Origin of the sequence: Companilactobacillus zhachilii (assembly GCF_003606365.2) — a bacterium.
In the GTDB taxonomy this organism is placed as follows: Bacteria; Bacillota; Bacilli; order Lactobacillales; family Lactobacillaceae; genus Companilactobacillus; species Companilactobacillus zhachilii.
In genome coordinates this window covers 2464323-2487998 of the sequence record NZ_CP031933.2, presented here as the reverse complement: position 1 = coordinate 2487998, position 23676 = coordinate 2464323, and the positions used below count along the sequence as shown (strand labels likewise).

Annotated in this window: 19 protein-coding genes; 10 read left to right on the top strand and 9 right to left on the bottom strand. The window is 36.2% G+C overall.

Annotated features, from left to right (window positions below; translation table 11 throughout):
* Window positions 1–15 precede the first annotated feature (15 nt).
* Together D1B17_RS11435 and D1B17_RS11430 are read left to right on the top strand one after the other, a co-directional pair.
* Window positions 16–801 (top strand): glucose-1-dehydrogenase, encoded by a 786-nt coding sequence (locus D1B17_RS11435; protein ID WP_120141602.1) that lies wholly within the window; start codon window positions 16–18, stop codon window positions 799–801.
* Window positions 802–825: 24 nt separating this feature from the next.
* Complete coding sequence (locus tag D1B17_RS11430) at window positions 826–1467, top strand: flavodoxin family protein (RefSeq protein ID WP_240704411.1); 642 nt, start codon at window positions 826–828, stop codon at window positions 1465–1467.
* Window positions 1468–1717: 250 nt separating this feature from the next.
* Here D1B17_RS11430 and D1B17_RS11425 read toward each other — a convergent pair whose 3' ends face one another.
* From D1B17_RS11425 to D1B17_RS11400, 6 genes are all read right to left on the bottom strand, one after another.
* Window positions 1718–2851: a 5-methyltetrahydropteroyltriglutamate--homocysteine S-methyltransferase gene (locus D1B17_RS11425; RefSeq protein ID WP_120141603.1), complete on the bottom strand. Its 1134-nt coding sequence runs from the start codon at window positions 2849–2851 to the stop codon at window positions 1718–1720.
* A 621-nt stretch (window positions 2852–3472) separates the two neighbouring features.
* Window positions 3473–4477, bottom strand: coding sequence for a D-2-hydroxyacid dehydrogenase (locus D1B17_RS11420; RefSeq protein ID WP_120141604.1), 1005 nt, complete (start codon window positions 4475–4477; stop codon window positions 3473–3475).
* 184 nt (window positions 4478–4661) lie between these two features.
* Complete coding sequence (locus tag D1B17_RS11415; protein ID WP_120141605.1) at window positions 4662–5669, bottom strand: D-2-hydroxyacid dehydrogenase; 1008 nt, start codon at window positions 5667–5669, stop codon at window positions 4662–4664.
* Between the two features lie 780 nt (window positions 5670–6449).
* Complete coding sequence (locus D1B17_RS11410) at window positions 6450–7367, bottom strand: DMT family transporter (RefSeq protein WP_120141606.1); 918 nt, start codon at window positions 7365–7367, stop codon at window positions 6450–6452.
* 175 nt (window positions 7368–7542) lie between these two features.
* Entirely contained in the window at window positions 7543–8010 is a 468-nt protein-coding gene (greA, locus tag D1B17_RS11405) for a transcription elongation factor GreA (RefSeq protein ID WP_120141607.1), read from the bottom strand.
* A 244-nt stretch (window positions 8011–8254) separates the two neighbouring features.
* Window positions 8255–9691, bottom strand: a complete 1437-nt coding sequence (locus D1B17_RS11400; protein WP_120141608.1) for a C69 family dipeptidase — start codon at window positions 9689–9691, stop codon at window positions 8255–8257.
* A gap of 424 nt (window positions 9692–10115) precedes the next feature.
* Here D1B17_RS11400 and D1B17_RS11395 point away from each other — a divergent pair, with 424 nt between their 5' ends.
* From D1B17_RS11395 to D1B17_RS11385, 3 genes are all read left to right on the top strand, one after another.
* Window positions 10116–11408 carry a nucleobase:cation symporter-2 family protein gene (locus tag D1B17_RS11395; protein WP_120141609.1) on the top strand — a complete coding sequence of 431 codons (1293 nt, stop codon included), beginning with the start codon at window positions 10116–10118 and terminating at the stop codon, window positions 11406–11408.
* Window positions 11409–11532: 124 nt separating this feature from the next.
* On the top strand, window positions 11533–12312 hold the full coding sequence (locus D1B17_RS11390; RefSeq protein ID WP_120141610.1) for an FAD:protein FMN transferase: 780 nt from the start codon (window positions 11533–11535) through the stop codon (window positions 12310–12312).
* A gap of 284 nt (window positions 12313–12596) precedes the next feature.
* Entirely contained in the window at window positions 12597–13352 is a 756-nt protein-coding gene (locus tag D1B17_RS11385) for a hypothetical protein (protein ID WP_120141611.1), read from the top strand.
* A gap of 91 nt (window positions 13353–13443) precedes the next feature.
* Here D1B17_RS11385 and D1B17_RS11380 read toward each other — a convergent pair whose 3' ends face one another.
* On the bottom strand, window positions 13444–14346 hold the full coding sequence (locus tag D1B17_RS11380; RefSeq protein WP_120141612.1) for an aldo/keto reductase: 903 nt from the start codon (window positions 14344–14346) through the stop codon (window positions 13444–13446).
* A gap of 194 nt (window positions 14347–14540) precedes the next feature.
* Here D1B17_RS11380 and D1B17_RS11375 point away from each other — a divergent pair, with 194 nt between their 5' ends.
* Window positions 14541–16418 carry a fructose-bisphosphatase class III gene (locus tag D1B17_RS11375; protein WP_120141613.1) on the top strand — a complete coding sequence of 626 codons (1878 nt, stop codon included), beginning with the start codon at window positions 14541–14543 and terminating at the stop codon, window positions 16416–16418.
* Window positions 16419–16798: 380 nt separating this feature from the next.
* Here the strand turns inward: D1B17_RS11375 and D1B17_RS11370 are convergent, their stop codons facing one another.
* The gene (locus tag D1B17_RS11370) at window positions 16799–18130 is read right to left on the bottom strand and encodes a uracil-xanthine permease family protein (protein WP_120144159.1); all 1332 of its coding nucleotides are present in this window, start codon (window positions 18128–18130) and stop codon (window positions 16799–16801) included.
* A 217-nt stretch (window positions 18131–18347) separates the two neighbouring features.
* On the opposite strand from D1B17_RS11370, the gene D1B17_RS11365 reads away from it, so the two are divergent.
* The 3 genes from D1B17_RS11365 to D1B17_RS11355 all read left to right on the top strand — a co-directional run bounded on the left by D1B17_RS11365 (window position 18348) and on the right by D1B17_RS11355 (window position 21207).
* Window positions 18348–18956 carry a histidine phosphatase family protein gene (locus tag D1B17_RS11365; protein WP_120141614.1) on the top strand — a complete coding sequence of 203 codons (609 nt, stop codon included), beginning with the start codon at window positions 18348–18350 and terminating at the stop codon, window positions 18954–18956.
* A gap of 9 nt (window positions 18957–18965) precedes the next feature.
* On the top strand, window positions 18966–19670 hold the full coding sequence (gene ubiE / locus D1B17_RS11360) for a bifunctional demethylmenaquinone methyltransferase/2-methoxy-6-polyprenyl-1,4-benzoquinol methylase UbiE (RefSeq protein ID WP_120141615.1): 705 nt from the start codon (window positions 18966–18968) through the stop codon (window positions 19668–19670).
* A 586-nt stretch (window positions 19671–20256) separates the two neighbouring features.
* The gene (locus D1B17_RS11355) at window positions 20257–21207 is read left to right on the top strand and encodes a LacI family DNA-binding transcriptional regulator (protein WP_166806682.1); all 951 of its coding nucleotides are present in this window, start codon (window positions 20257–20259) and stop codon (window positions 21205–21207) included.
* A gap of 1477 nt (window positions 21208–22684) precedes the next feature.
* Here the strand turns inward: D1B17_RS11355 and D1B17_RS11350 are convergent.
* The gene (locus D1B17_RS11350; RefSeq protein ID WP_120141617.1) at window positions 22685–23122 is read right to left on the bottom strand and encodes an Hsp20/alpha crystallin family protein; all 438 of its coding nucleotides are present in this window, start codon (window positions 23120–23122) and stop codon (window positions 22685–22687) included.
* Window positions 23123–23294: 172 nt separating this feature from the next.
* On the opposite strand from D1B17_RS11350, the gene D1B17_RS11345 reads away from it, so the two are divergent.
* A complete protein-coding gene (locus D1B17_RS11345) occupies window positions 23295–23654 on the top strand; it encodes a DUF488 domain-containing protein (RefSeq protein ID WP_120141618.1) in 360 nt (119 codons plus the stop codon).
* Window positions 23655–23676: the final 22 nt, after the last annotated feature.

Here is a 23676-nt window from a genome sequence, read left to right as displayed (position 1 = left end):
TTGGAGGAATTTATTATGTATGAAGATCTTAAAAACAGAGTGGCAGTAATTACAGGTGGTTCAAAAGGAATTGGAACAGCAATTTCAGAACGTTTTGGTAAAGAGCATATGTCTGTCGTTATTAATTACAACAGTGATGCTAAAGGTGCACAAGAGGCTGCTGATAAAGTTGAACAAAATGGTGGTAAGGCAGTTATCGTTCAAGCCAATGTTGCTACTGAAGAAGGTAATAACGCATTACTAAAAGCAGCAGTCGATAACTTCGGTGATTTGGATGTCTGGGTTAACAATGCTGGCATGGAAATAAAATCACCAACCCACGAATTATCATTGGAAGATTGGAACCGTGTTATTTCAATTGATCAAACGGGTGTTTTCTTAGGTTCGAAGACAGCTTTAAATTACTTTAAAGAACATGGCAAAAAGGGCAATATCATTAATATGTCATCAGTTCATGAACAAATTCCATGGCCAACATTCTCAAGCTATGCAGCTGCTAAAGGTGGGGTAAAGATGTTCACTAAGACTATTGCCATGGAATATGCCAAAGACGGCGTACGTGTTAATGCAATTGGACCTGGGGCTATCAATACGCCAATCAATGCAAAGAAGTTTGCGGATAAAGAACAATATGACCAAACAGTTTCAATGGTTCCAATGGACAGAATTGGAAAACCTGAAGAAGTAGCTGCTGGAGCCGCTTGGTTAGCATCTGATGAATCAAGTTATGTTACAGGTGTCACGTTATTCATTGATGGCGGTATGACATTGTACCCAGCATTTATGAATGGCCAAGGATAATTTAATTAATTGGAGGATACGAAATTGAATAATAAATTTCAAGATGCAACAATTGATGGACAAAAAATCACTGCTTATCAATTAGGAAAAGCTAGCATTGAATGGCGTAATGGTGCAGGAACAACTTCTGATGGGATGGACACTAATAAAAGTAATCGGCCGACTAGAAAGTTAACTGATTCAGCCGAAAATATTATTATTTACTTTTCAAGATCAGGCAGCACTGAGTTGTTGGCAAGCAAGATTGAAAAGGAAATTAATGCTGACATTTTGGAAATTACTGTAAAAAATCCTTACCCAAGTAATTATCCAAAGACATTGGCACGAGCAAATTTTGAACGTGAGAATATGGATTATCCAGAATTAGATATGGAATTACCTAATCTTGACCAATACAAAACGGTTTACTTAGGATATCCAATTTGGGCAATGACATTATCACACCCAATGCACTCGTTTTTAAACACTTATGGTCGTCAATTGTCAGGCAAGAAGATTGCGCCTTTTATGAGCGAAGGTGGCTATGGACAGGGCGATAGTGTTCAAGTGGTTAAAGAAGTTCTAAGACAACAAGGTGCGGTTAATAATACTTTTACACCGGCATTGGTAATTGATGGAAATAAAGTTGATCATGCTGATAAGCAAGTTAGTGATTGGCTCAGATAATAAAAAATTAATTGTGCAAGGCGTGTCTAAGTATATTTAGTTTCAGCATATATATTCATCAAAAAGAGGTTGGGACAAAACTATTATTGTCTTTGAGTATGTAGCATAAACGTGGAACAAAACATAGCTTTTTCCGCTTAAAACAAATAGCGCCAGCAATCCAAAATCGGATTACTGGCGCTATTTGCTTTAATGCTCGAAAGCTGAGCATGTTTTGTCCCACTCTCTAGTTTTAATGTATTATGTTGGGCTATCCCAAAACTTCGTCAATGATGGATTTAACTAATGCCAGTTTTTCCCACTGTTGTTCAGGTGTGATAATGTTTCCTTCTTCAGTAGAGGCAAATCCACATTGGGTTGATAACCAGAGACGGTCTAATGGTAGATATTGACTGGCTTCGTGAATGCGGTCGATGATATCTTGACGATCTTCTAGCTTTCCGTCTTTAGAGGTAATTAGTCCTAAGACGACCTTTTTATCTCCGGAGACTTTTGCTAATGGTGCAAAACTACCAGCACGTTTAGAATCGTATTCTAGGAAGTATGTATCAACGTTTTCTTGTCCAAAGAGGTTGTCAGCAACATTATCGTAGCCACCAGAGAAGAGGAATGATGAATGGAAGTTACCACGGCAGATATGTGTATTAATGGTTAGATCATCTGGTAGGTCAGCGATGGCACCGTTGTTTAACTCTAGATAAATATCTTGGACGTTTTCAGCCACAAGCTTTTTGCCTTCATCAGATGCAAGAAATTTCTTGTCTAATAATCGTCCCCATGAGCAATCGTCTAGTTGAATGACACGAGTACCTTCGTGGTAAAAAGCCAAAATGGCATCGTGATAAGCTTTTTCAACATCATTGTAGAATTCCTGTTTGTCTGGATAAATGCGGTTTAAGGCGTCGAGGTTTTTGCCACGAGTCAATTCACGGTAAAGCTGAGCGGGAGCAGGGATGGTTTGTTTGGGAAGAATGCCACCAATTTTGTCAGTAATAGATTTAGTGAATTTGAAATCTTGAATGAAGGGATGTGTGTCAGCGTTGAAACTGATCTTATCGGTTAAAACGGCGGTATCATCACGCGAACGGCCGTTGGAAAAGTCATAGCCTTCGCCAATGTGGGTGTGCTTAATACCTTCAAAGCCCCAGAAGAAGTCGAGGTGCCAATATGAACGACGAAATTCTCCGTCAGTAGCGTAATCAAGTCCAGCGTCTTTTTGTTGGTTAATTAGTTTTTCGATTTCATTATTTTCAACTTCTCGTAGTTCTTCGTGATTTATTTTTCCATTTTCGAAATCTGCTCGAGCTTGTTTAAGTGCTTCAGGTCGTAGAAAACTTCCGACGTGTTGGAATCCGATTTTAGTTGTTGTGTTTGTTGTTGTCATAGTGTAAATCCTCCTCAGGGTTTGGGCTTATTTAATCTTTTGATTTGTTGGTGGTAGTGAAGAGTTAGTGTGAGTGTGAAGGGCAAGGAAGGTAGAGCAATCGTAGGAAAGCGGAATATACGAGCGACAGTTAGTCGCTCCCATAAGTTGCTCTAAGTGGCTGTTTACCAGTCGCAAAGAGTTTGAACTTCGTTCAATCTCATTAGTTGCTCTTGGTGGCACAGCCACTAAGAGCAACTAAAAAATCGCCCCTACATGTACAGAATTTCTCTGCAATGTAGGGACGATTACCGTGGTACCACCCTAATTTGTACTTTGCTCACACAAAATACCTCAACGACACTAACATGTCCGGGATGATATCGCATCCTTGCGTACCTTTGGCTTTCACCGAGGTAAGACTCCAAGCTCATCTTCAGTTAACTTTCGTTCCGCCTTTTCACTATCTAACGGTCACTCTTCAAACTACTCGTCAACTTACTCTTCTCTTCAACGTCTAATTAGATTAAATAAGTTTTAATTATTTGATTGGTGATAAATTTACACCATGATTTTGGGTTTGTCAAATGCGTTTACAAAATAAATTATATTTTTTCTTTTCAGAACTCATTTATCTGGAAACTATTTGTGTGTATCAACAATGTTTTGTGGCTTCTTGCCTTCAATCAATGCCAAGTTGGAATCAAAAGAAGTTGTGATCATGTTGTGAATGGCTGTTTCGGTATAGAAAGCACTGTGTGGTGTGATGATAACGTTTAGTCGTTTAGCAAGATTACGGATTTTTTCATTAGGAATATTGTCTACGCTACTCCAAACTTTACCGAAGACTGAATTTTCGTCGTCTAAAACATCAAGTCCAGCACCGCCAATTTTGCCGCTATCTAGGCCTTTAATAAGTGCATCAGTATCAATTAATTCACCACGAGCACAGTTGATGATATAAACGCCATCTTTCATTTGAGCAATGGCTTCATCGTTGATCATATACTTATTACTGTCGAATAATGGTACGTGTAGGGTAATGATATCTGATTGTTTGTATAATTCTTCCAAACTATCAACATACAATCCTTGTTTTTCAATATCAGGATTATGGTAAACATCATAGGCAACTACTTTAGCTCCAAAGCCTTGAAGTATTTGAATAACAACACGCCCAATATGACCAGTACCAACGACACCAATTGTTTGTTCACGATATTCTTTACCGATTGTTGGGGACCATGTGAAATCACCGTTGTCCATCTTTTGATCAAATTCAGGAACACGACGAAGTAGGCGACCCATCAAGATTACAGCATGTTCAGCGATTGCGTTTGGTGAATAAACGGGTACGTTTGTTAGAGTGAAATCTAAATCATTTAAATCTTTAAATTCAAAGTTATCAAAGCCAACATTACGAATTGAAATATATTTAATACCTAATTGGTGAAGAACTTCTAAAGCCTCACGTGTATATGGTGATGTTTGTAGCGTTACAACGCCGTTACTACCTTCAGCAAGATGTGCTGAATCAGCAGTTAAAGTGTATTCTGTAAAGGCTACTTCAACATCTGGATGGGCTGCTTGCCATTTCTTTAGAGCGGGTTGTTCATCTTCACGAATTCCGTATGCAAATATTTTCATTAGTTGTGTTCCTCCTTAAATAGAACCTGTATAACTTTATTAAAGCAGAAAATAGAAACCGCTTCAAAAGTAAACTACTAAAACAACATGATTCTTATTTTGGAGGGCAATGTTAGAGAAAAATAAACAAGGACAGTAATCCTATTTTGAATTACTGTCCTTGTTTGGGTTTTTATTAAAGATATTAATCTTCAGATATATCAACTGGATATTTAGGTTCTTTTCCTTCTAACATGGCTAGATTATCAGTCAGAGAGTCAAAAACCATATTATGAACGGCAGTTGTCGTGTAGAAAGCCGTATGTGGTGTGATAATTACGTTATCGCGATTAATTAATGCTTTGAATTGTGGATCTTTAACGTCATCGATACTCTTGAATTTCTTTTGGAAAACGTCATTTTCACTCTCCAAAACATCCAATCCAGCGCCACCGACCTTGCCACTGTCTAGTCCTGCAATTAAGGCATCTGTATCAATTAAAGCTCCACGAGCAGCATTGATAATAACGACACCATTTTTCATTTTAGCAATCGCAGCGGCATCAATCATATGAATGTCCTTTTTAGCCAGTGGAGTGTGAAGTGTCAAAATATCAGCTTGTTTTAGTACCTCATCCAATGAATCAACATAAATGCCGAGATTTTCTAAATATGGATTACGCTTAATATCATAAGCAATAACCTTAGCACCCATAGCCTGCATAATACGAGCTACCACGGAACCGATATGGCCGGTACCGATGATACCAACAGTTTTGCCATTGATTTCTTCGCCAATAGTAGGGAACCAGCTGTAATCAGCATTATTAAATTTCTTATCAAATTCAGGTACTCGGCGAAGTAAACGTAAAATCAAACTGGTTGTGTGCTCGGCAATGGCATTAGGTGAGTATACGGGAACGTTAGTTAATGAAAAGTCTAGGTCGCGAAGATCCTGGAAGTCGAATCCGTCCAAACCTACATTACGTACAGAAATTTTACTGATGCCGAAATCATGCAATTTCTGTAAAGCGTCACGAGAATATGCTTGCATTTGGAGCGTTACGACACCGTCATACCCTTTAGCTAGATCAACTGTTTCAGTATTCAAAAACTTGTCAGTATAGGCTATTTGTATCTCGGGGTGAACATCAGTCCATTCTGTTAAGTAACCTTTTTCGTCTTCACGAATTCCATATAGGAAAATTTTCATTACAATCCCTCTTTCTTTATTATTAGAAAACTATAAGATTATTAATTTTCTCTAATAATTAATTGATATTAAGTTTAACGCAAATTTGTAGAAAAGAAAGTAGTAATTTATAAAATTATACGAGTGGTACTAGTTAAATATGCCACCTCCAAAATCTCTTGCTCTTTCCGGCTAGGGTCTGTCTTCAAAATAGTCCGATAAGAATCTACTCTGATACGGATAAATATTTTAATAGCATAGTTTTCCAGAACCCTATCAAGACAGCAATAAAATCCCTGAACAATTTTCAGCATTATTATAATGTCACTGATGTCTAAAGTTATTTATTTTGAGCTCAGCCAATTACTATAGGTATCAATTTTGCTTAGATTAGAATTAAATTAGACAAGAATGATGTGGCAGCATTGAAATAAATGAATTTGAAAGTTGATTAAAATGTTGCCAGAATAGCACTTTTTAACCAATTAATGTTTTTTATTGACAAAATGTCTAGATGATTATATGATTAGCACAATTTAAATCTAATCTTAATTTAATTTTGAAGGGAGGCAGTCACAATGTTTATTATTTTACTAATTATGTATTTGATGATCGTTGTTTTACAACACGGCTTGGACCTTGTGATACGCCTACCAACTAATTCATAATTGGACTAACGGATATGACAAGAGACTCCAAGTTGAATAATCAGCTTGGAGTCTCTTTTTCTCTTTGGGGGGTGGTTTTATCGGAATGAAAACAAATAAAAAGACGAAACCAATTACGATTTCGTCTTAGAAGTTAATTTGCGTCGTAGCGATTTAGAACATAAATTGCTAGAACAACAACGATAGCACCGATAACTTCTGGAATATTAACAGCATATTTTAAGAAGATGATACTTAGAACTAAAGTTGTAAATGGTTGAACAGCGTCAGTGATACTAATGATAGCTGCCGTTGTATATTTAGTACTCAAAACCATTAGTAAGAATGCCCCAACGGTACCAAGTAAAATCACGGTACCAATACCTAGAATACTTGCTGTATCCATCTTAGGTGGATTGACCCAAATTGGGCTGAAGAAATTGGAAATGATACCCGCAATCAACATACCCCAACCGGTAATTAAAATACCGTGGTATTTAGCAATCAAAGTTTGTGGAATAATTACATAAAGGGCGGCTGTGATACCACTACCGATACCCCAGATGACTGAGATAAGTGGAATTGATAAGTGACCGATGTCTCCACGAGTGATCATCAATGTAACACCAATTAAGGCAAGTACAAAGGAGATGACATCGATACGTGAAGTTTTCTTTTTAGTAAAGACGATTGCTCCAATCATGATGAAAAGTGGTGAAAGGTACTGCAAAATCGTAGCAGTCGATGAATTACCTGTTTTAATAGCGTGAAAGAAGGTGAACATATTAGCTAGCAGTCCGAAAACTGCGAAACTAAGTAATACTAAGAAATCTTTCCAATTTTTAAAGACAGCGAAGAATTCACTTTTTGGTAAAACAATTAGACCAACAGCTAATAAAATGATTCCTGCAACAGTTGTTCTAGTGGCAATAAACCACATGGCAGGAATATTGAGGTTCTTTGCGACAACCTGTAAAACGGTACCAGAGATTCCCCAGAGAGCAGAAGCACAAAATGCTAACCAAAAGCCTCGGTCAAGAGTTTTTTTGGCTAACTTCTTACTTTCTTCCATTAAAAATATCCTCCTAAAAAACTAATAGAACTATTATACCTGTCGTCATTTGGTTTTGACTATTATTTTTTTCATATCATGACATTTAATTTGAAAGGTATGTGAAAAACACTATGTAAACAACGGATTTCTTACATTTGGTATAGAGCCTATTTATTTTTTAATAATTGAATTATTAGACAAAAATCTTAATGATTTTGACTTGATAAGACCCAGCCGGCGAATTAACTGTAACGATATCATTAACTTTATGTTTGTCTAATGCTTTGCCAATCGGCGATGTAAATGATATTTTCTTTTGGTCCAAGTTAGCTTCTTGCTTGCCTACCATTTGGTAAGTCAATTGATCGTGATCATCCATGAATTCGATGGTCACAAATTTACCTATATCCAAAACGTCATTATCTGCTGGCTCCACGACATCAGCATACTGTAACTGTTTTGATAAGTAGTGTAGACGACTATTTAAACGGCCCAGTTCTTGTTTTGATGTTGTGTATTCAGCGTTTTCCGAACGATCGCCTAAAGCTGCCGCCGCAGCCAAATTTTTAATCTTTTGCGGACGTTGTTTCTTCAACTCGACGATTTCTTGTTCGATAGCTTTGTAGCCAGCCGGTGTCATTTTATTAAAAACAGGTTCCATTGCGATAAGACCTCGGTTTCATTGAATTAATAAATTCAATTTAGCGCAAATTTTAATTTAACGCAAAAAAGAGAGCGGAACAAAACATGTTCAGCTTTCGAGCATTAAGGCAAATAGCGCCAGTAATCCGATTTTTGGATTACTGGCGCTATTTGTTTTAAGCGGAAAAAGCTATGTTTTGTTCCGCGTTTGTGTTGCATATTTAAAAACAATAACAGTTTTGTTCCATACACTTTGTTATGTTTTATAGATTTGCATCCATATTAAATGTAAGTTTTGAAAGGTTGATACCCTTTGTATAAAGTTCACCAAATAGTTTGTGAGCCTTATCTTGCATTTCTTTAACAACTTTTTGGTTTCTATCTGTTAAGAATTCAACTAATTCGTCACCAGAGTAGTTTGCTGCAAGTTTATCAGTTTCAGCAACTGCCATACGAAGGTCTTGACGAACTTCTGTTAAGTAGTCGATGTCATCTTGAATAAAGTCTGTGTAGTTTGATTCAACAAGCACTGACAAAGCGTTATACATCCAGTAAGCATCCTTAAAGTTGAATGTTAATGATGCATCATTGTATGAAGCGTCAGTTTCATTCATGTTTGTGTAGAAAGGAATGTATGGTGTAAATGTTGGGAATCCGATACATAACCACATGATAGCTGCGTATTCTTCAGGAACATCGTTTCTGATTTGGAGAACGTGTGAGTTTTGTGTTCTGTTCAAACCGATTGGACGATAACGGTGTTTGTCTTCATCTGAAGCATATGGGCTATATGGATCGTAAGGTGTTTCGTTGTAGTGTGAACCCAAAACGTATTCGATATCATCAACAGAAATCTTGTGGTCTGTCTTCATGATGAATGGTAATTCACCATCTTCTGGATCTTGTTCGATTTCAGGGTTGAAGTATTTTTGACCATACCATACACGTGGTGTGTTGTAGTGACGGTCTTTCAAGTTATCTGTACCGAAGATATGTCTAAAGTTCCAACCAGTCTTGTCTGTGTTCAAGTGGTTCTTTTCAACAAATTCTTGGATACCGTCTGACCACATGAATTCGTCAGGCTTGTTAAAGTCAACTTGTTGGATTGAAACACGGTTTGCACAAACGGCATAACTGTCGTCAGGAATTCTTTGAGCTACCCAGTGGTGACCAGTAACGATTTCCATGTACCAAACATCGTCTTTGTCACTGAATAGGACAGAGTTACCAGCAGGTGAACCAAATTTCTTGATCAATTCACCAGTACGTTCAACAGCTCCTCTGGCTGAATCAACGTAAGGAAGAACCATACGAACGATAACATCTTCGTCCATACCATCTTTTTCAAGTGGATCAAAAGCTAGAGCACGTTCGTTACCATATGTACTTTCAGTAGCAGACATAGCAACGTTCTTTCCGTTAATACCACTTTCGTCGTAGTAACCGAATTTCTTGTAGTCTACGTTAGGAACAGCAGGCCATTTGTAGCCATTTTCAGGAACTTCAGATTCAAAGCCATTCAACCATGACTTAACCTTGCGACCCTTTTCACCCTTAACAGCAGGGTTTAATACAAAGCTGTGTGGGGCAACAGCAAAGAATGTATCGTCATTTCTGGCGATCATTGTTGATCCATCTAAACTGGCGTTTTTACCAACTAAAATTGTAGTACAAGCATCATCCAAATGATTTTTCTTCATCTTTAAGAATTCCTCCTCTTTATACTGATTTCATTTTAGCATATCTGAATTGAGAGATTGGAAATGATGCTGATAAAAGTGAAGCAATGTTGTCATGATAGTTATTCAATATGTATTTTTTAATATTCTGCCTCCAGGAACAAGAAGTTTGGGTCGTTATGGGGACTGCTGAAAGCCTTGAACCTTCGAGTTCGAGTACAAACCTAAAAATTTCAAAAGTAATGATTGCAGCCGTTACACCACCTTCACCGTGACTTAAATATAATTGAATATTTAAATTTCAATATAATATAGTAAAAAATAAACGAGATTGCATCCTAAATTTCTTACCCTTGAAAGCGGCAGCAAACTAAAAACAAAAAACTTCTGCTTTAATAACCTCTGAAAACAATGCTATAATTTTCTAAATAATAGGAGGGGCAATATGGATCTTGATACAAAAAATCAGAGCGATTCTTTTCTTAAAAATCTGCTCTTAGGGTTTCAACATTTATTAGCCATGTATTCTGGTGATATCTTAATTCCAATTTTGATTGGAGCATCACTTGGATTCAGTGCTAAAGAAATGACTTACTTAATCTCAGTTGATATTTTTATGTGTGGGGTGGCAACACTTTTACAGATTAAGCGTACGCCATTAACTGGGATTGGTTTGCCAGTTGTTTTAGGATCAGCCGTCGAATATGTAACGCCGTTACAAAACATTGGGCACCACTTCGGAATTGCCTATATGTATGGTGCTATTATCGCAGCCGGTATCTTTATCATGTTGATTTCAAAGCTATTTGCCAGTTTAAAGCGGTTCTTCCCTCCAGTAGTTACTGGTTCGTTGATCACATTGATTGGTTTTACTTTGATACCTGTTGCTTTTCAAAATATCGGTGGTGGAAACGTCGCTGCCAAAAGTTTTGGTAATCCAACTAACTTGATTTTAGGATTTACAACCGCATTAATTATTGTCGTTGTTAGTATTTGGGGTCGTGGTTTTATTCAACAAATTGCGGTACTTATTGGTATCGTAGCTGGTTATTTACTCGGAATTGGAATGGGTGAAATTGGCTTTAAAACAGTAGGCTCAGCTCATTGGTTCCAAATTCCACAACCATTTTACTTTGCGACACCAAAATTTGAATGGTCATCTATTTTAGTAATGTTACTAGCAGCTTTAACTTGTATGATTGAATCTACTGGTGTGTATTATGCTTTAGCAGAATTGACGGGTGACAAATTAAGTGAAGATGATTTACAACGTGGCTATGCTTCAGAAGGTTTGGCCGCTATCTTGGGTGGTATTTTTAATACATTCCCATATTCAACTTTCTCGCAAAATGTTGCCGTTGTGCAATTGTCTGGTATTAAAAAGAATAAGCCAGTTTATTTCTCAGCTTTCTTGTTGATTATCTTGGGATTAATACCTAAGGTCGGAGCAGTTGCTGAATTGATTCCTAATGCTGTTTTAGGTGGAGCCATGTTGATTATGTTTGGTACCGTTGGTATTGAAGGAATCAAGATGCTCACAAAAGTTAAAATGACTAATAACAACATCATGATTATGGCTGTTTCTATCAGTTTGGGACTTGGTGTAACGGTTCAACCAACACTATTGCACTTCCTACCATCAACCGTTCAAACGATTTTAAATAACGGATTAGTTGTCGGAAGTTTCTCAGCAATTATCTTGAATTTACTATTGAATTCTAATAAAGAGACAAATTAACTAGTTTAAACATTTTCAAAGCAATTACAAAGTTTGGTCATATTTTCATCACATTTGGTACGTATACTTATCGAAAAGTTAGATAAGTATACGTATTTTTTTTTAGATAAAAGGAGTGATAAATATGCCTGAATATAAATATCTAAGTATCGTAGTAAACAAGTTTGACCTACCATTTGAGATAAAATTAGCTACGGTTGATCCGGACTTGATCGATACAAATTTAGTAGATAAAACAATTGAAAAGATTTCTGAAAATATTAAAGAATATGATGCAACTTTTTCATTAGAGAATCATGATTCTTTGCTATCAAGATTTCAAGACGGTGAAGAAACAGGATTAATGACATCCAAAATTTTTCGAGAAGTATATGAGCAGACTATTACCGCCGAGCAAATGACACATCATTATTTTAGTTCCTACTTTAACGGCAAATATGATCCAATCGGCTTGTTGAATGGTTGGATGATTGATCAAATTTTTAATCACTATTTATTGTCATTGTTAAGTAGCGAAGGAATTGATGGTATTTCGCTCAGATGTGGAGAAGACGTTCGTTTAGCCAGCCGTCCTAATATTGATTTCAGATGGCGGATTGCCATTAATGACCCTAAGAATTTAGGGATTTTGTTAGCAACTTATTACTTGCAAAATGGTGCTATTTCAACATCAAATGAAAAGCGTAGTTTGCGTAAAGAAAAGAGTAATGTTGAACAAGTTACAATTGTTAGCAATAATGCCTTAGATGCCAATATTTGGTCTTCCGCAGGGATTGCAGCCGGAACGAATAAGTTTCCAGAGTTTGTTTCTAAGTATCATTTAACTGGAGTATTAGTTGATGAATATGCTGGTATGGAAAATTTTCGCGATGGATTTTCCGATAAAATAGAGATGTCTAAATGAGAAATGTTCCTTCCGGCTAGGGTATTCGTTGTTTTCTAATAAATAATGATATGGAAATTTATAGGCAATGGCTACCATTTGTATACTATGAATAGCTAGAACATCATAATTTAGAGACTGTTTATCTACTCTGGAGACGGTATATTTAAAGACATATTTTATTGTTTAAATTAAATCATCTTTAATTCAAAACTTGTTCATGAAACATTCAAAGTTGGTCCGTATACTTTAAGTTGTATTAAAGAATAATAAGCAACTTTTAATGAACAATGAGGTATTAACTTATGAAAAATAATCAACAAGTAATTTTAAAAAATGAAATTAATCAAATGAATATGAACTTTGTTTTAAAACTAGTCGCACTCAGTTCTAGTCCCATAGTGATGGAGCAAATGAGAGTCGTCGTGGCTTGGGTCAATGAGCATCTAAAACAAATTGATAAAGCTTTCTCGCCGTTTCGATATGATTCACTGGTTTCCAAATTTCAACGAGGTGATCAGAGTCCATTAACTTCTTCAAATGAATTTAAGACGATTTATAATTCAGCCATTTTGGCACAGCAAATGACCAATGATATTTACCATCCATATTTTGCAGGTAGGTTTGACCCGTCAGGTATTGTTAAAAATTGGGCAGTTGAACAAATTTTTAATGACGATTTGAAGCCACTGTTACAGACATCTGATATTGTAGCTATTTATATAGCTGGTGATGGTAATTCCAAATTTGCAACGAAACAAGGGGTTGATTTCCGTTGGGCCATTGACGTTACTAATCCACTGAGTGACGAAGAAATAACAACAACTTACTATTTGCAAAATGGGGCCGTGGCTAGTGATAAGAGTAATGATAAAAAAGCGACTATTATCCGTAGTAGTTTAGTAGAGGCTGGTATTTGGTCGTTAGTTGGTTCAAATGTGACAATGGATGAATTCATGCCATTTGTAGCACACTATAACTTAACGGGTATAGTAAATGGTCAGGAAGAAATCAATTTTAATCTTGGTTCAATTATAGAAATTAAAAAGATTAAAGGATAAAATGCTTTGAATTAAATACTCGAAATAAAAAAAGAGATTCGATAAATTGGAATAAAATTTATCAAGTCTCTTTTTTGTCGGAATTTTTCTTTTAATTATTAAATTGAGCTTCGTCGTCCCAAACATCAACTGAATCTTTATAACCATCAGGATTACCGCTCCAGAAGAAGTCTCCATACCAAAGGCTACGTTTATCAGCATCAAAGCCATTGATTTCTTCCATATCGTCATCACTAATTTCAAAGTCGTAAACGTCTGAGTTTTGAACGATTCTAGCTTCATGAACAGATTTAGGTATCGTTATAACGCCGTTTTGCAAGTCCCAACGCAGGATAACTTGGGCAACTGACTTGTTATACTTATCAGCAATCTTCTTAAGTCTAGAATCACTCAAGACGGCACCGCCACCAAGTGGAGACCATGCTTCAAGGTAAATATTGTTTTCGTCGCAGAAGTTCTTAATATCAACTTCTTGGCAAAGTGGATGATATTCCATTTGGTTAACTGCTGGTTTGATAGAACAGATTTGTAGGATATCTTTTAAGCGAGTGACATTGAAGTTAGAAACCCCAATGGCACGAGCTTTACCTGACTTGTAAATTGTTTCCAAAGCACGCCAAGTTTCAAGATATGTACCATCTACAGGCCAGTGAATCAATAGTAGATCTACATAGTCTGTTTGTAATCTCTTTAATTGACCTTCGAAGTTATCAAGAACTGATTGGTAACCTTGATCACCATTAAAGATTTTAGTTGTGAGAAAGACATCTTCACGTTTGAGACTATTTTCTGCTAAACCTTTTTGTAATCCATCGCCGACACCAGCTTCGTTACCATATTGTTTAGCAGTATCAATAGCTTTATAGCCATGTTTCAATGCCCATTGAACTGATTGAGAAGCGCCGGAATTGTTAACTTTCCAAACACCCAAACCAAGTTGAGGCATTTTAACGCCGTTATTCAAAGTTACTGTAGAATCTAATTTTAAATTCATATTAAACTCCTCCTATAGATATAATTTTAACTCAAATATAATTATGATACTTAGATTTAACTTTTTTGTGGATACTTTTCAAAATAATAATTAGGATTGATAGTTTACTAGCACTACAGGATTTGGTATAGTTCATTTGTATACGCTATCAAAATGATAGTGGCGGACTTTCTGGGGAAGGTACAACATATAATATGGATAATGAAATAGTAACTAAGAATGACATAAAAACTAAAATCGTAAATTTATCAGCAATTTTGAATCTGCCTAAGGGAACGGAAGCTTTTATTAGTGATATTCATGGGAACGATGATAAATACTTAAATATTATTCGTAGTGGTGCGGGTAATGTCAGTCGCAAGGTAGAAGAAGTCTTTAATGGTAGGCTGACGAAGTTGAATCAACGAAAATTAGTCTGCTTAATTTATTATCCAGAAGAAGTTTTAGCCCAGACGAGCGAACAACTGACTGACCAAGACGAAGCTAAACAATGGTATATGGATACGATTAATTGTGTTGTCGAAGTAGTACGTTATGTTTCTAGTAAATATCCACGTCATATTATTGAAAAGGCCTTAGATAATGACTTGTTTGAAATTACGAAGAAATTAGTCTTTGGTGATTTAAACGCCCAAGATAAGCAACAATATTATCGCGAGATGATTAAAACAGTTGTTAATTTGAAAATGAGTGATGAATTCATTATTTCTATTTGTCACGCTATTCAAAAGTTAGCAATTGAACGAATTCACATTATTGGAGACGTTTATGACCGTGGTCAACATCCCGAAGCAATTATTAAACATTTGAATGAAAGTTGGCAAAATTTTGATTTCGAATGGGGTAATCATGATATTTTGTGGATGGGTAGTTTAGCGGGCTCAAAGTTATGTATGTTAAATTTGATTCGTATTTGTGCCCGCTATAATAATTTAAAATTACTTGAGAACGTCTATAATATCGATTTAACATCCATGATTAAGTTTGCGACACATGCGTATGTGCCAATACCCAATTTTGAAGCTAAAGTAAACTTTGCAGGAATGACCGATGAAGAAAAAAATATCGATAACTGTGTGCAACAAGCGGCTGCTATTATGCAGTTTAAGCTAGAAGGTCAAGCCATTAAACGTCGTCCAGAGTTTGATATGAATGATCGGTTGTTACTTGATAAGATTAATCTGGATAAGAAGTCAATCACGATTGGTAAAAAAACTTATCAAATTAAACATGGGTGTTTCCAAACGATTAATCCAGCCAGTCCATACCAAATAACTCATAGTGAACAAACAGTCATTATTGATTTGATTAATCAATTCACCCATTCAACACAATTGAATGAACATATGTGGTTCATGTTGGACCATGGTTCGATGTATCTTAAACATAACGGTAACTTGTTGTTCCATGGCTGTGTACCAGTCGATGAACAAGGTGATCTTTTATCGTTACATATCGATGGTCAAAGTTATTCAGGCCGTGAACTCTGTGATTATTCAGAATATATTTTAAAAGACGGATTAAGACACCCGACAACAGGAGACTGTTTTAATTCAGATTTTATTTGGTATCTCTGGGAAGGAAAGAATTCACCATTATTTGGTAAGGATAAAATGGCAACCTTTGAGCGCTATTTTATCGATGAGCCAGAATTGCAAAAGGAACATTCCAATCCATTTTTCAAGTTGTGTAATGAGGAATGGTTTGCTGACAATTTAATGAAGGAATTCGGGTTAAATAGTCGTGGACACATCATCAATGGGCATACACCAGAAAAGACAGATGAGCCAGTTAAGGCCAATAAGAAAATCGTGGTCGTTAATGGTTTGTCAGAGATTGATAATAAAGACCGTAATATAGGTGGATATGCGTTGTTGTTTGATTCTTATGGAATGCGCCTGGAGACATTGAAAGCCTTCAGATCACGCAAAGATTCTATTGAAGAAATGTCAGACGTTGTGTTAGATAAGCAAATCGTGGAACATTCGGCAGAACGAAAGACAATTAAAGATACTGATTACGGTAAAAAAATAAAAAAACAAATTGAATTGTTAATGTCAGAATTAAGTTGAACGTCCATCTCTAGAAACAAAAAAGCTAGATATTTTATCCAGGTATAACAAACCCAGAAAAAGTATCTAGTTTTTTTTGATGTTGTTTTATTTAAAATAATCTAGTATTCAAATCACTATTTATGAAAAAGTAATCAGCTTTAAAATAGCATACCCCGATTTACAAACAATTTATTCAAAATAAAAGATACACTAGCCGGAAGGAGCAAGAAAATTAGACCGCTGTGAAGGTGGCGTTATGGCTTTAGCCATTACACCACGGGACGACTTTTGAGACTTGCGGTTTGTGCAAGGCTCAAAATCGAGACTGGAGACCTTGGCTCCAGTCGGTCCCCACAGCGACCTAATTTCCTTGCTCCTGGAGGCGGCCTACAGTCATATTAAGCCTTCTTTTTATCTTTTTCCCACTTATCTTTATCATCATCCCAATTTTCAGACAAAGCATACTTAGGCAAAATCAAGTTCAAAACAATTCCGATAACTGTTGCCACACCGACACCAGTAAACTGGAAAGTACCGATTTGAAGATAAGCATTACCGATACCGATAACTAGGATAACGGAAGCAATCATTAAATTACGTTTTTCATTGAAATCGACTTTGTTATCAACCAAGATTCTTAAACCACTTGAAGAGATAACACCGAACAAGACGAAACTGATACCACCGATAACAGGGCCAGGAACTGTTTGAATCAAGGCACTCAATTTACCAACGAATCCAAACAAAGCAGCGAAGACAGCAGCACCGATAACAACGTAAACACTGAAAATCTTATTAACGGCCATAACACCGATATTTTCACCGTATGATGTAACAGGAGGACCACCAAGGAAAGCAGCCACGATTGAAGCTGTACCATCACCAGCTAAGGTCTTGTGAAGGCCAGGATCTTTGAAGAAATCACGATTAGTCAATTCATCAAGGACCATAATGTGTCCTAAATGTTCAGCCATAGTAACAAAAGCGATAGGCGCAAAACTCAAGATAGCACCCCAATAAATTTGTTTAGGCATATAGTTAACGAACATCAAATCAAAGGCAGGTAATTTGAACCAAGGTGTAGAAATAACTTTTGAGAAATCAACGATACCTAAGGCAACTGATAAAATATAGCCACCGACGATACCTAGAAGAATCGCGATATTACTCCAAAATCCGCGCAGATACATGTTCAAAAGTACGGTAAGGAATAATGTGAACATAGCAACTCCGAAGTATTTCAAGTCATAATGAGAACCGTTCATCATAGCGTTGTTAGCAGCACTTCCGGCAACTGACATACCAATGACGATAACAATTGGACCAACAACAATAGGAGGCAAAGCTTTGTCGATCCAGTCAGAGCCGACGAAACCAACAATCAAGGAAACGATTAAATAAACACAACCAACGGCGATAGTACCTTGCGCGACTCCAGCGTAACCGACAGTTTTCATCAGTGCGACCATTGGCACGATGAAAGAAAAACTTGAACTCATATAAGCTGGAATTTTCCGATGGGTAATTAAAATATGAATAATTGTGCCGACACCTGAACTAAATAAAGCAATACTAGGATCAAGTCCGACAAGCAGTGGTACCAAAACTGTGGCACCAAACATCGAGAATAAGTGCTGTAATGATAGAAAAGCCCAACTACTTAATGGTGGTTTTTCGTAGACGTCTAAAACGGCATCTGGATTGCGATACTCTTTACTATTTGGATCCAAAATCAACATCTCCCCCGTACGAAATTTTGCAAAAAAATAGCCCTTCATCCCGTGTATGCGAAATAAAAGACTGAACGTGTTTCCTTATTAGCCTCACGGGACCAATATTTAAAGGACTGTATTTGATTGCTTTCACTATAATTGAGTTGCAAAGCAAAGTCAATAATGAAATACTAAAAAGGTGTTAAATTAAAGCGCTAACAAAGAGGAGATTTTTATGGTCGAGTTATACATTGTAAGACATGGCGAAACAGATACCAACTATGAAGGACGTATCAATGGTATGTCTACCGACAAGCCGCTAAACGCCAAAGGAATCCAACAAGTTGAAGAATTAAAAAAATATATTGATATAAATAAATTTGATGAAATTTACTCAAGCCCAATGAAACGTGCAATGCAAACGGCTGAGATTTTGAATCAAGGTGTGCATGAAATTAAACAAGACAAACGTCTCTATGAAGCCGATTATGGTTCATGGGATGGTGTTAAAGAAACTGAATTGCGCGAAAAATACCCTGATGTTTTTGATGAGAACCACTACTTATTACCAGGTTATACTAAGTATGCCAAAAATGGCGAAGAGTATTCTGATGTTTATAAACGTGTCGAAGATTTTATGGATGATATGGCTAAAAAAGGTCATGAGAAAATTATGGTCGTTTGCCATGGCTTCGTTAGCCGTTCATTTATGAAGGTTGTGACAGGTGCACAAAATATTTCTCAAATTATCCAACCAGATAATGCTGGCGTGTCGAAGTTTGTTATTTCTGATAGTGGTGTAAAATATCTTCATTACTATGGACGAGTAAATAACATCGATTAGAGGTTAATTATGGGACTGACAAATAAAGTACCAGAAGCAAACGTAAAAAAGACTTTCAATACGATTGCTGGCAATTATGATAAGTTGAACACCATAATGAGTTTGGGAACTCATCAAAAATGGCGTCAAAAAGCAACTGCTAAAATCACAGTAGGTCCAGATAAAATTTTGGATCTTTGTTGCGGAACAGCCGATTGGACCATCATGTTGGCTAAAATATATCCTCACAGTCGAGTTGTGGGCATGGATTTTAGTCAAGAAATGTTGAAGATTGCTCAACACAAAGTAAGTAATTCTGAGGCAACTAACATCAATCTGGAAATTGGTGATGCGATGAATTTACGTTACCAAGATGCGAGTTTTGACGTTGTTACTATAGGATTTGGATTACGAAACGTTCCCGATGCGGACAAAGTTTTGCAAGAAATTTATCGAGTTTTAAAACCTGGTGGACAGCTAATCTGTTTAGAGGCGTATAAAGTCGAAACGCCAGTTATCAAAATCGGTTGGCAGTTATATTTCAATCGATTAATGCCATTAATGGGAAGAGTTTTTGCTAAGAGTCAATCCGAGTATCAATATTTGGATGATTCAGTGAACAAGTTTGTCAGTATTAAACGGTTAGTAGAAATGATGCGGGAGGTAGGTTTTAAAAATATTACCGTTGATGATTTGATGTTTAAAGCCGCTGCCATTCATGCTGCTGAAAAATAGCACAAAAAAAGAACACCCGGGGAAGGTGTTCTTTTAATTTTTTAGGGGATTAAATATATATGTTATAGGGGGGATGAGATGAGATTTCTTATCTCTCATCTACAACTAATACTATACTGAATAAGTGTGAATCAAATATTTTGAAAATGTGAAGAAATTATGAATTTTGATTTTTTTCATTAAAAAGTAAATAATTTGGTTGTAACGGTGTTATGCCGTCACTAGGAGCCAGAAATTTAGGCTGCTGTGGGGACCGACCTGAGCCAAGGTCTCAGGTCTCGATTTTGAACTTCGCAAAGAACGCGAATTTCAAAAGTCGTCCCGTGGCGTAAGGGCTAAAGCCCTAACGCCACCGTCACTGCTGCCCAAATTTCTGGCTCCTAGTGACTAGTTTGTTTTAGAAGTAATAGATGATAAATTGATTTATCTAATGTGACACCGTAAATGACAATGATACAGAGATTTGAAATTGATTATTTAAATTTTGGTCGTTGAAATTATCATCTAATAATATACTATCCTCAAATTTTGCTTAAAACTTATTGTTACGATATGCGAAAACAAATTAAATATGGGAGTGAAATTTATGTCAAATATTCGTGATGTTGCCAAACTTTCTGGTCATTCTGTTTCAACGGTTTCTCGGGTTATTAATCATCGCAGTTATGTTGCTGATGATACTAAAAAAGAGATTATTCGTGCAATGGAAGAATTGGACTATCATCCTAATGATGTGGCTCGTGCTTTGAGTACTGGTAAGACACATATGGTTGGTGTCGTTTTGCCATATATTGATATTCCTTATTTTCAAAAATTAGTTTCGGCCATTACTAAGGCGGCTTTTAGGGAGAATTATCAGGTCACTTTGTTGCCATCTGATTATAACGCTAAGGATGAAATAAAATACTTAGAAATGTTGAAACATCAGTCGTTTGATGGTTTGATTTTTACATCACGGACTATTTCTTTTGATAAGATTTTAGAATATCGTCAATATGGGACCATTACATGCTGTGAAGATACGTTTGATTATCCGATTTCTTGTGCTTATACAAACCGTGAAGAATCATATTTGAAGGTTTTTGATTTGTTAAAGCGATTAAAATTTCAGCATATCGGCGTTACGCTCAGTCGCAGTGAAAAATATAGCCAATCCACAAAGCAAACCAAGGAGGCTTTTGAAAAAGCTTATGGTCGAAAAATGGATGCTAAGCATTTGTACATGGGTGCCCAAGGATATGATGAGGGTATTAAAGCAGCTAAGTATTTGGTTAAAAGAGACCCTGATTTACAAGTGATTTTCGCTAATAGTGACCAAATTGCAGCTGGTGTTTTAAAACAATTGCAACTTATGAATTTGGAAATACCCGTTATTGGTCAAGAAAACTTAGACTATAGTCATTTGATGAATTTTTCGACGATTGATCATAAGTTAAAAGAAATTGGTGAATATGCTTTTTGGTCTATTTTTGAGAAAGATGTTGTTAAAAAATCGATTCCTTCTGAATTTATTTTACGAGGGACGTTGATTAAGTAATATATAAACGTGTGGCAGTTAAATGTTCCACCTCCAAAATTTCTGACTCTTTCCGGCTAATTTACTCTTTATTTTGAATCGAGAGTGAATAATTTTAAGTATTATTATGTCATTAATAACCGGGATTATAAGAGATGGAGTATGTTTTGATTTTAAAAGTAACTTTAAATTTGTAGTCAAGAGATAAATTAGCATCACGCAAATAAGTAAATTGAATCTTAAATAAGACAGCAAAAAAGGCATCCTTGGGGAAGGATGCCTTTTTAAGGGGATTGAATATTGTTGATAGGGGGGATGAGAATAGAGTCGTTGTCTCTAATCTACGGTTTATAATCACAGGCTTATCATGAAGTTATTATTGTTTAAATTAAAAATTATTTGAATCTTGGATAGCCCAGTTTTGATAAGTCTTTTTTTAGTTTATAAATTCTTTTGTCCTTTTGCAGCAAAAATTCACTGCATCCCATGAGAGTGGAAAAAATCCACTCTGCATTTATTAGTATAGCTTATTTTTTGCTCAACTACTACCGGCAGGTACTTAAAAAGCATAAAAAAACACCTCGGGGAAAGGTGTTTTTTAATTTAGGGGATTAAATATATATGTTATAGGGGGTGAGAAAAGGGATTACTTATATCTCTTATCTACAATGTCTATACTACTGAATCTTTATGAATTAACTATTCTGAAAATGTGAAGATTCTGTGAAGTTGGTTTTATAGGATGCTGACTCTGGGCGGGAGCGGTGGAGGTCTGCTGTGGGACCGAAGGTCTTCAGACTCGCTTTTGAACTTCGCATAAATCGCAAATTTCAAAAGACGTCCACTGTGTAAAGGCTAAAACCTTTACGCCACTTTCACTGCTGACCTCCATCACTCCCATCCTCCGTCTAGAGTATTAGTTGTATTTTTTTGTTTTATAACTCAAATGAATACAATGGTTAAATTATCGATGATTAGTAGTCACTCCATATCCTTTAAGAAATACCCAAGGATAAATACACTAGGCAACGAGAGCAAGAAATTTGGGCAGCAGTGCAGGTGGCGTTGGTGCTTTAGCACCTACACCACGGGACGAGTTTTGAAATTCGAGTGGTCTTCTCGAAGTTCAAAATCGAGCCTGGAGACCTTGGCTCCAGGCGGTCCCCACAGCAGCCCAAATTTCTTACTCTCGCTGCCGGCATATATATATAAGTTCGAACAAAATCATATTTAAAACAATTGCATTTTTATTTAATATTTTAAAAATAAAATTAAAAAAATCCGGTTTTCCAAATGATAACATCTGAAAAATCGGATTTAAAAAATGCTTATTTTAAAAAGTCGAAGTTAAATCAATATTTTAAAGTCGCAAGTTTAAAAGTGTTGTGACAAAACAAGCTTAATTTCTATACCAGTTAGAAAATATCTAGCTGTGGATTAGTTAAGATTTCATCAATGTAGTTTAAGAATGAAATCTTAACTAATCTAAAGCGACATATTAGTCGATATCGATGTGATGGCCTGAATCAGTCTTCTTTTCCATCTTTGGAAGGTTGATCTTCAAAACACCGTTATCATAATTTGCTTTGATATTATTCATATCAACTGCTGGTAAATGATATTGTCTCATAACACGGCCGCTTGAACGTTCACTCATGATCATGTCGCCATTCTTGTCGTTGTGATCATTGAAACTGTCACGGTGACCACTAACCGTTAAAACATCGTTATTATAGTTGATGTCGATATCCTTCTTATCAAAAGCGGGCATATCTACATGAACTTCATAGTCTTTATCTGTTTCCTTAATATCTGTCTTTAGTGTTGAATCTTCTGGGAAATTGTTGTCAAATATAGATGGTAAATTGTTCATCCAAGAATCATTGTTGAACCAGTTTCTCATCAAATTGTTACGATCCATAATTTCATTTGTCATATATCGTTACTTCCTTTCCCTTCATTACAAATACATTATAAGACCCATTCGAACGGAAGTTCAAGAATTTAGCACTCTTAATTGTCGAGTGCTAAATTTGGCAAAAAATTAACAAAAAGCAAACGGTAATTGATGTGATACAATTAAATTGGTGAAAAGAAGGTTAGTTAAAATGACTAAATTGATTTTGAAGCGGATTTATGATAAAGATTTGCCATCAGGCTACCGAGTTCTTGTGGATCGACTTTGGCCTCGTGGAATGTCTAAAGTAAGAGCTGATTTAGATTTGTGGGCCAAGGAAATTGCTCCATCAGCTGACTTGAGAAAGTGGTTTGGACATGACCCCGAGAAATATGCTGAATTCAAGAGCAAGTATTTAGCAGAAATCAAAACTAATCCTTATACAGATGAGTTTTTGACAAGCCTAACAGAAGCTCTAAAGACACAAGATGTTCTTATCTTGTATAGTGCTAAAGATCAGGAACACAATGATGCAGTAGTCCTAATGGAATATCTAAATTCAAAAATTTAAATATTGTAGATTGGTTGGCTAG

Excerpts from the sequence above, each read along its gene's own strand:
- D1B17_RS11435 (WP_120141602.1), top strand. The coding sequence starts at position 16 with ATGTATGAAGATCTTAAAAACAGAGTGGCAGTAATTACAGGTGGTTCA.
- D1B17_RS11425 (WP_120141603.1), bottom strand. The coding sequence starts at position 2,851 with ATGACAACAACAAACACAACAACTAAAATCGGATTCCAACACGTCGGA.
- D1B17_RS11420 (WP_120141604.1), bottom strand. The coding sequence starts at position 4,477 with ATGAAAATATTTGCATACGGAATTCGTGAAGATGAACAACCCGCTCTA.
- D1B17_RS11415 (WP_120141605.1), bottom strand. The coding sequence starts at position 5,669 with ATGAAAATTTTCCTATATGGAATTCGTGAAGACGAAAAAGGTTACTTA.
- D1B17_RS11410 (WP_120141606.1), bottom strand. The coding sequence starts at position 7,367 with ATGGAAGAAAGTAAGAAGTTAGCCAAAAAAACTCTTGACCGAGGCTTT.
- greA (WP_120141607.1), bottom strand. The coding sequence starts at position 8,010 with ATGGAACCTGTTTTTAATAAAATGACACCGGCTGGCTACAAAGCTATC.
- D1B17_RS11400 (WP_120141608.1), bottom strand. The coding sequence starts at position 9,691 with ATGAAGAAAAATCATTTGGATGATGCTTGTACTACAATTTTAGTTGGT.
- D1B17_RS11395 (WP_120141609.1), top strand. The coding sequence starts at position 10,116 with ATGGATCTTGATACAAAAAATCAGAGCGATTCTTTTCTTAAAAATCTG.
- D1B17_RS11390 (WP_120141610.1), top strand. The coding sequence starts at position 11,533 with ATGCCTGAATATAAATATCTAAGTATCGTAGTAAACAAGTTTGACCTA.
- D1B17_RS11385 (WP_120141611.1), top strand. The coding sequence starts at position 12,597 with ATGAAAAATAATCAACAAGTAATTTTAAAAAATGAAATTAATCAAATG.
- D1B17_RS11380 (WP_120141612.1), bottom strand. The coding sequence starts at position 14,346 with ATGAATTTAAAATTAGATTCTACAGTAACTTTGAATAACGGCGTTAAA.
- D1B17_RS11375 (WP_120141613.1), top strand. The coding sequence starts at position 14,541 with ATGGATAATGAAATAGTAACTAAGAATGACATAAAAACTAAAATCGTA.
- D1B17_RS11365 (WP_120141614.1), top strand. The coding sequence starts at position 18,348 with ATGGTCGAGTTATACATTGTAAGACATGGCGAAACAGATACCAACTAT.
- ubiE (WP_120141615.1), top strand. The coding sequence starts at position 18,966 with ATGGGACTGACAAATAAAGTACCAGAAGCAAACGTAAAAAAGACTTTC.
- D1B17_RS11355 (WP_166806682.1), top strand. The coding sequence starts at position 20,257 with ATGTCAAATATTCGTGATGTTGCCAAACTTTCTGGTCATTCTGTTTCA.
- D1B17_RS11350 (WP_120141617.1), bottom strand. The coding sequence starts at position 23,122 with ATGACAAATGAAATTATGGATCGTAACAATTTGATGAGAAACTGGTTC.
- D1B17_RS11345 (WP_120141618.1), top strand. The coding sequence starts at position 23,295 with ATGACTAAATTGATTTTGAAGCGGATTTATGATAAAGATTTGCCATCA.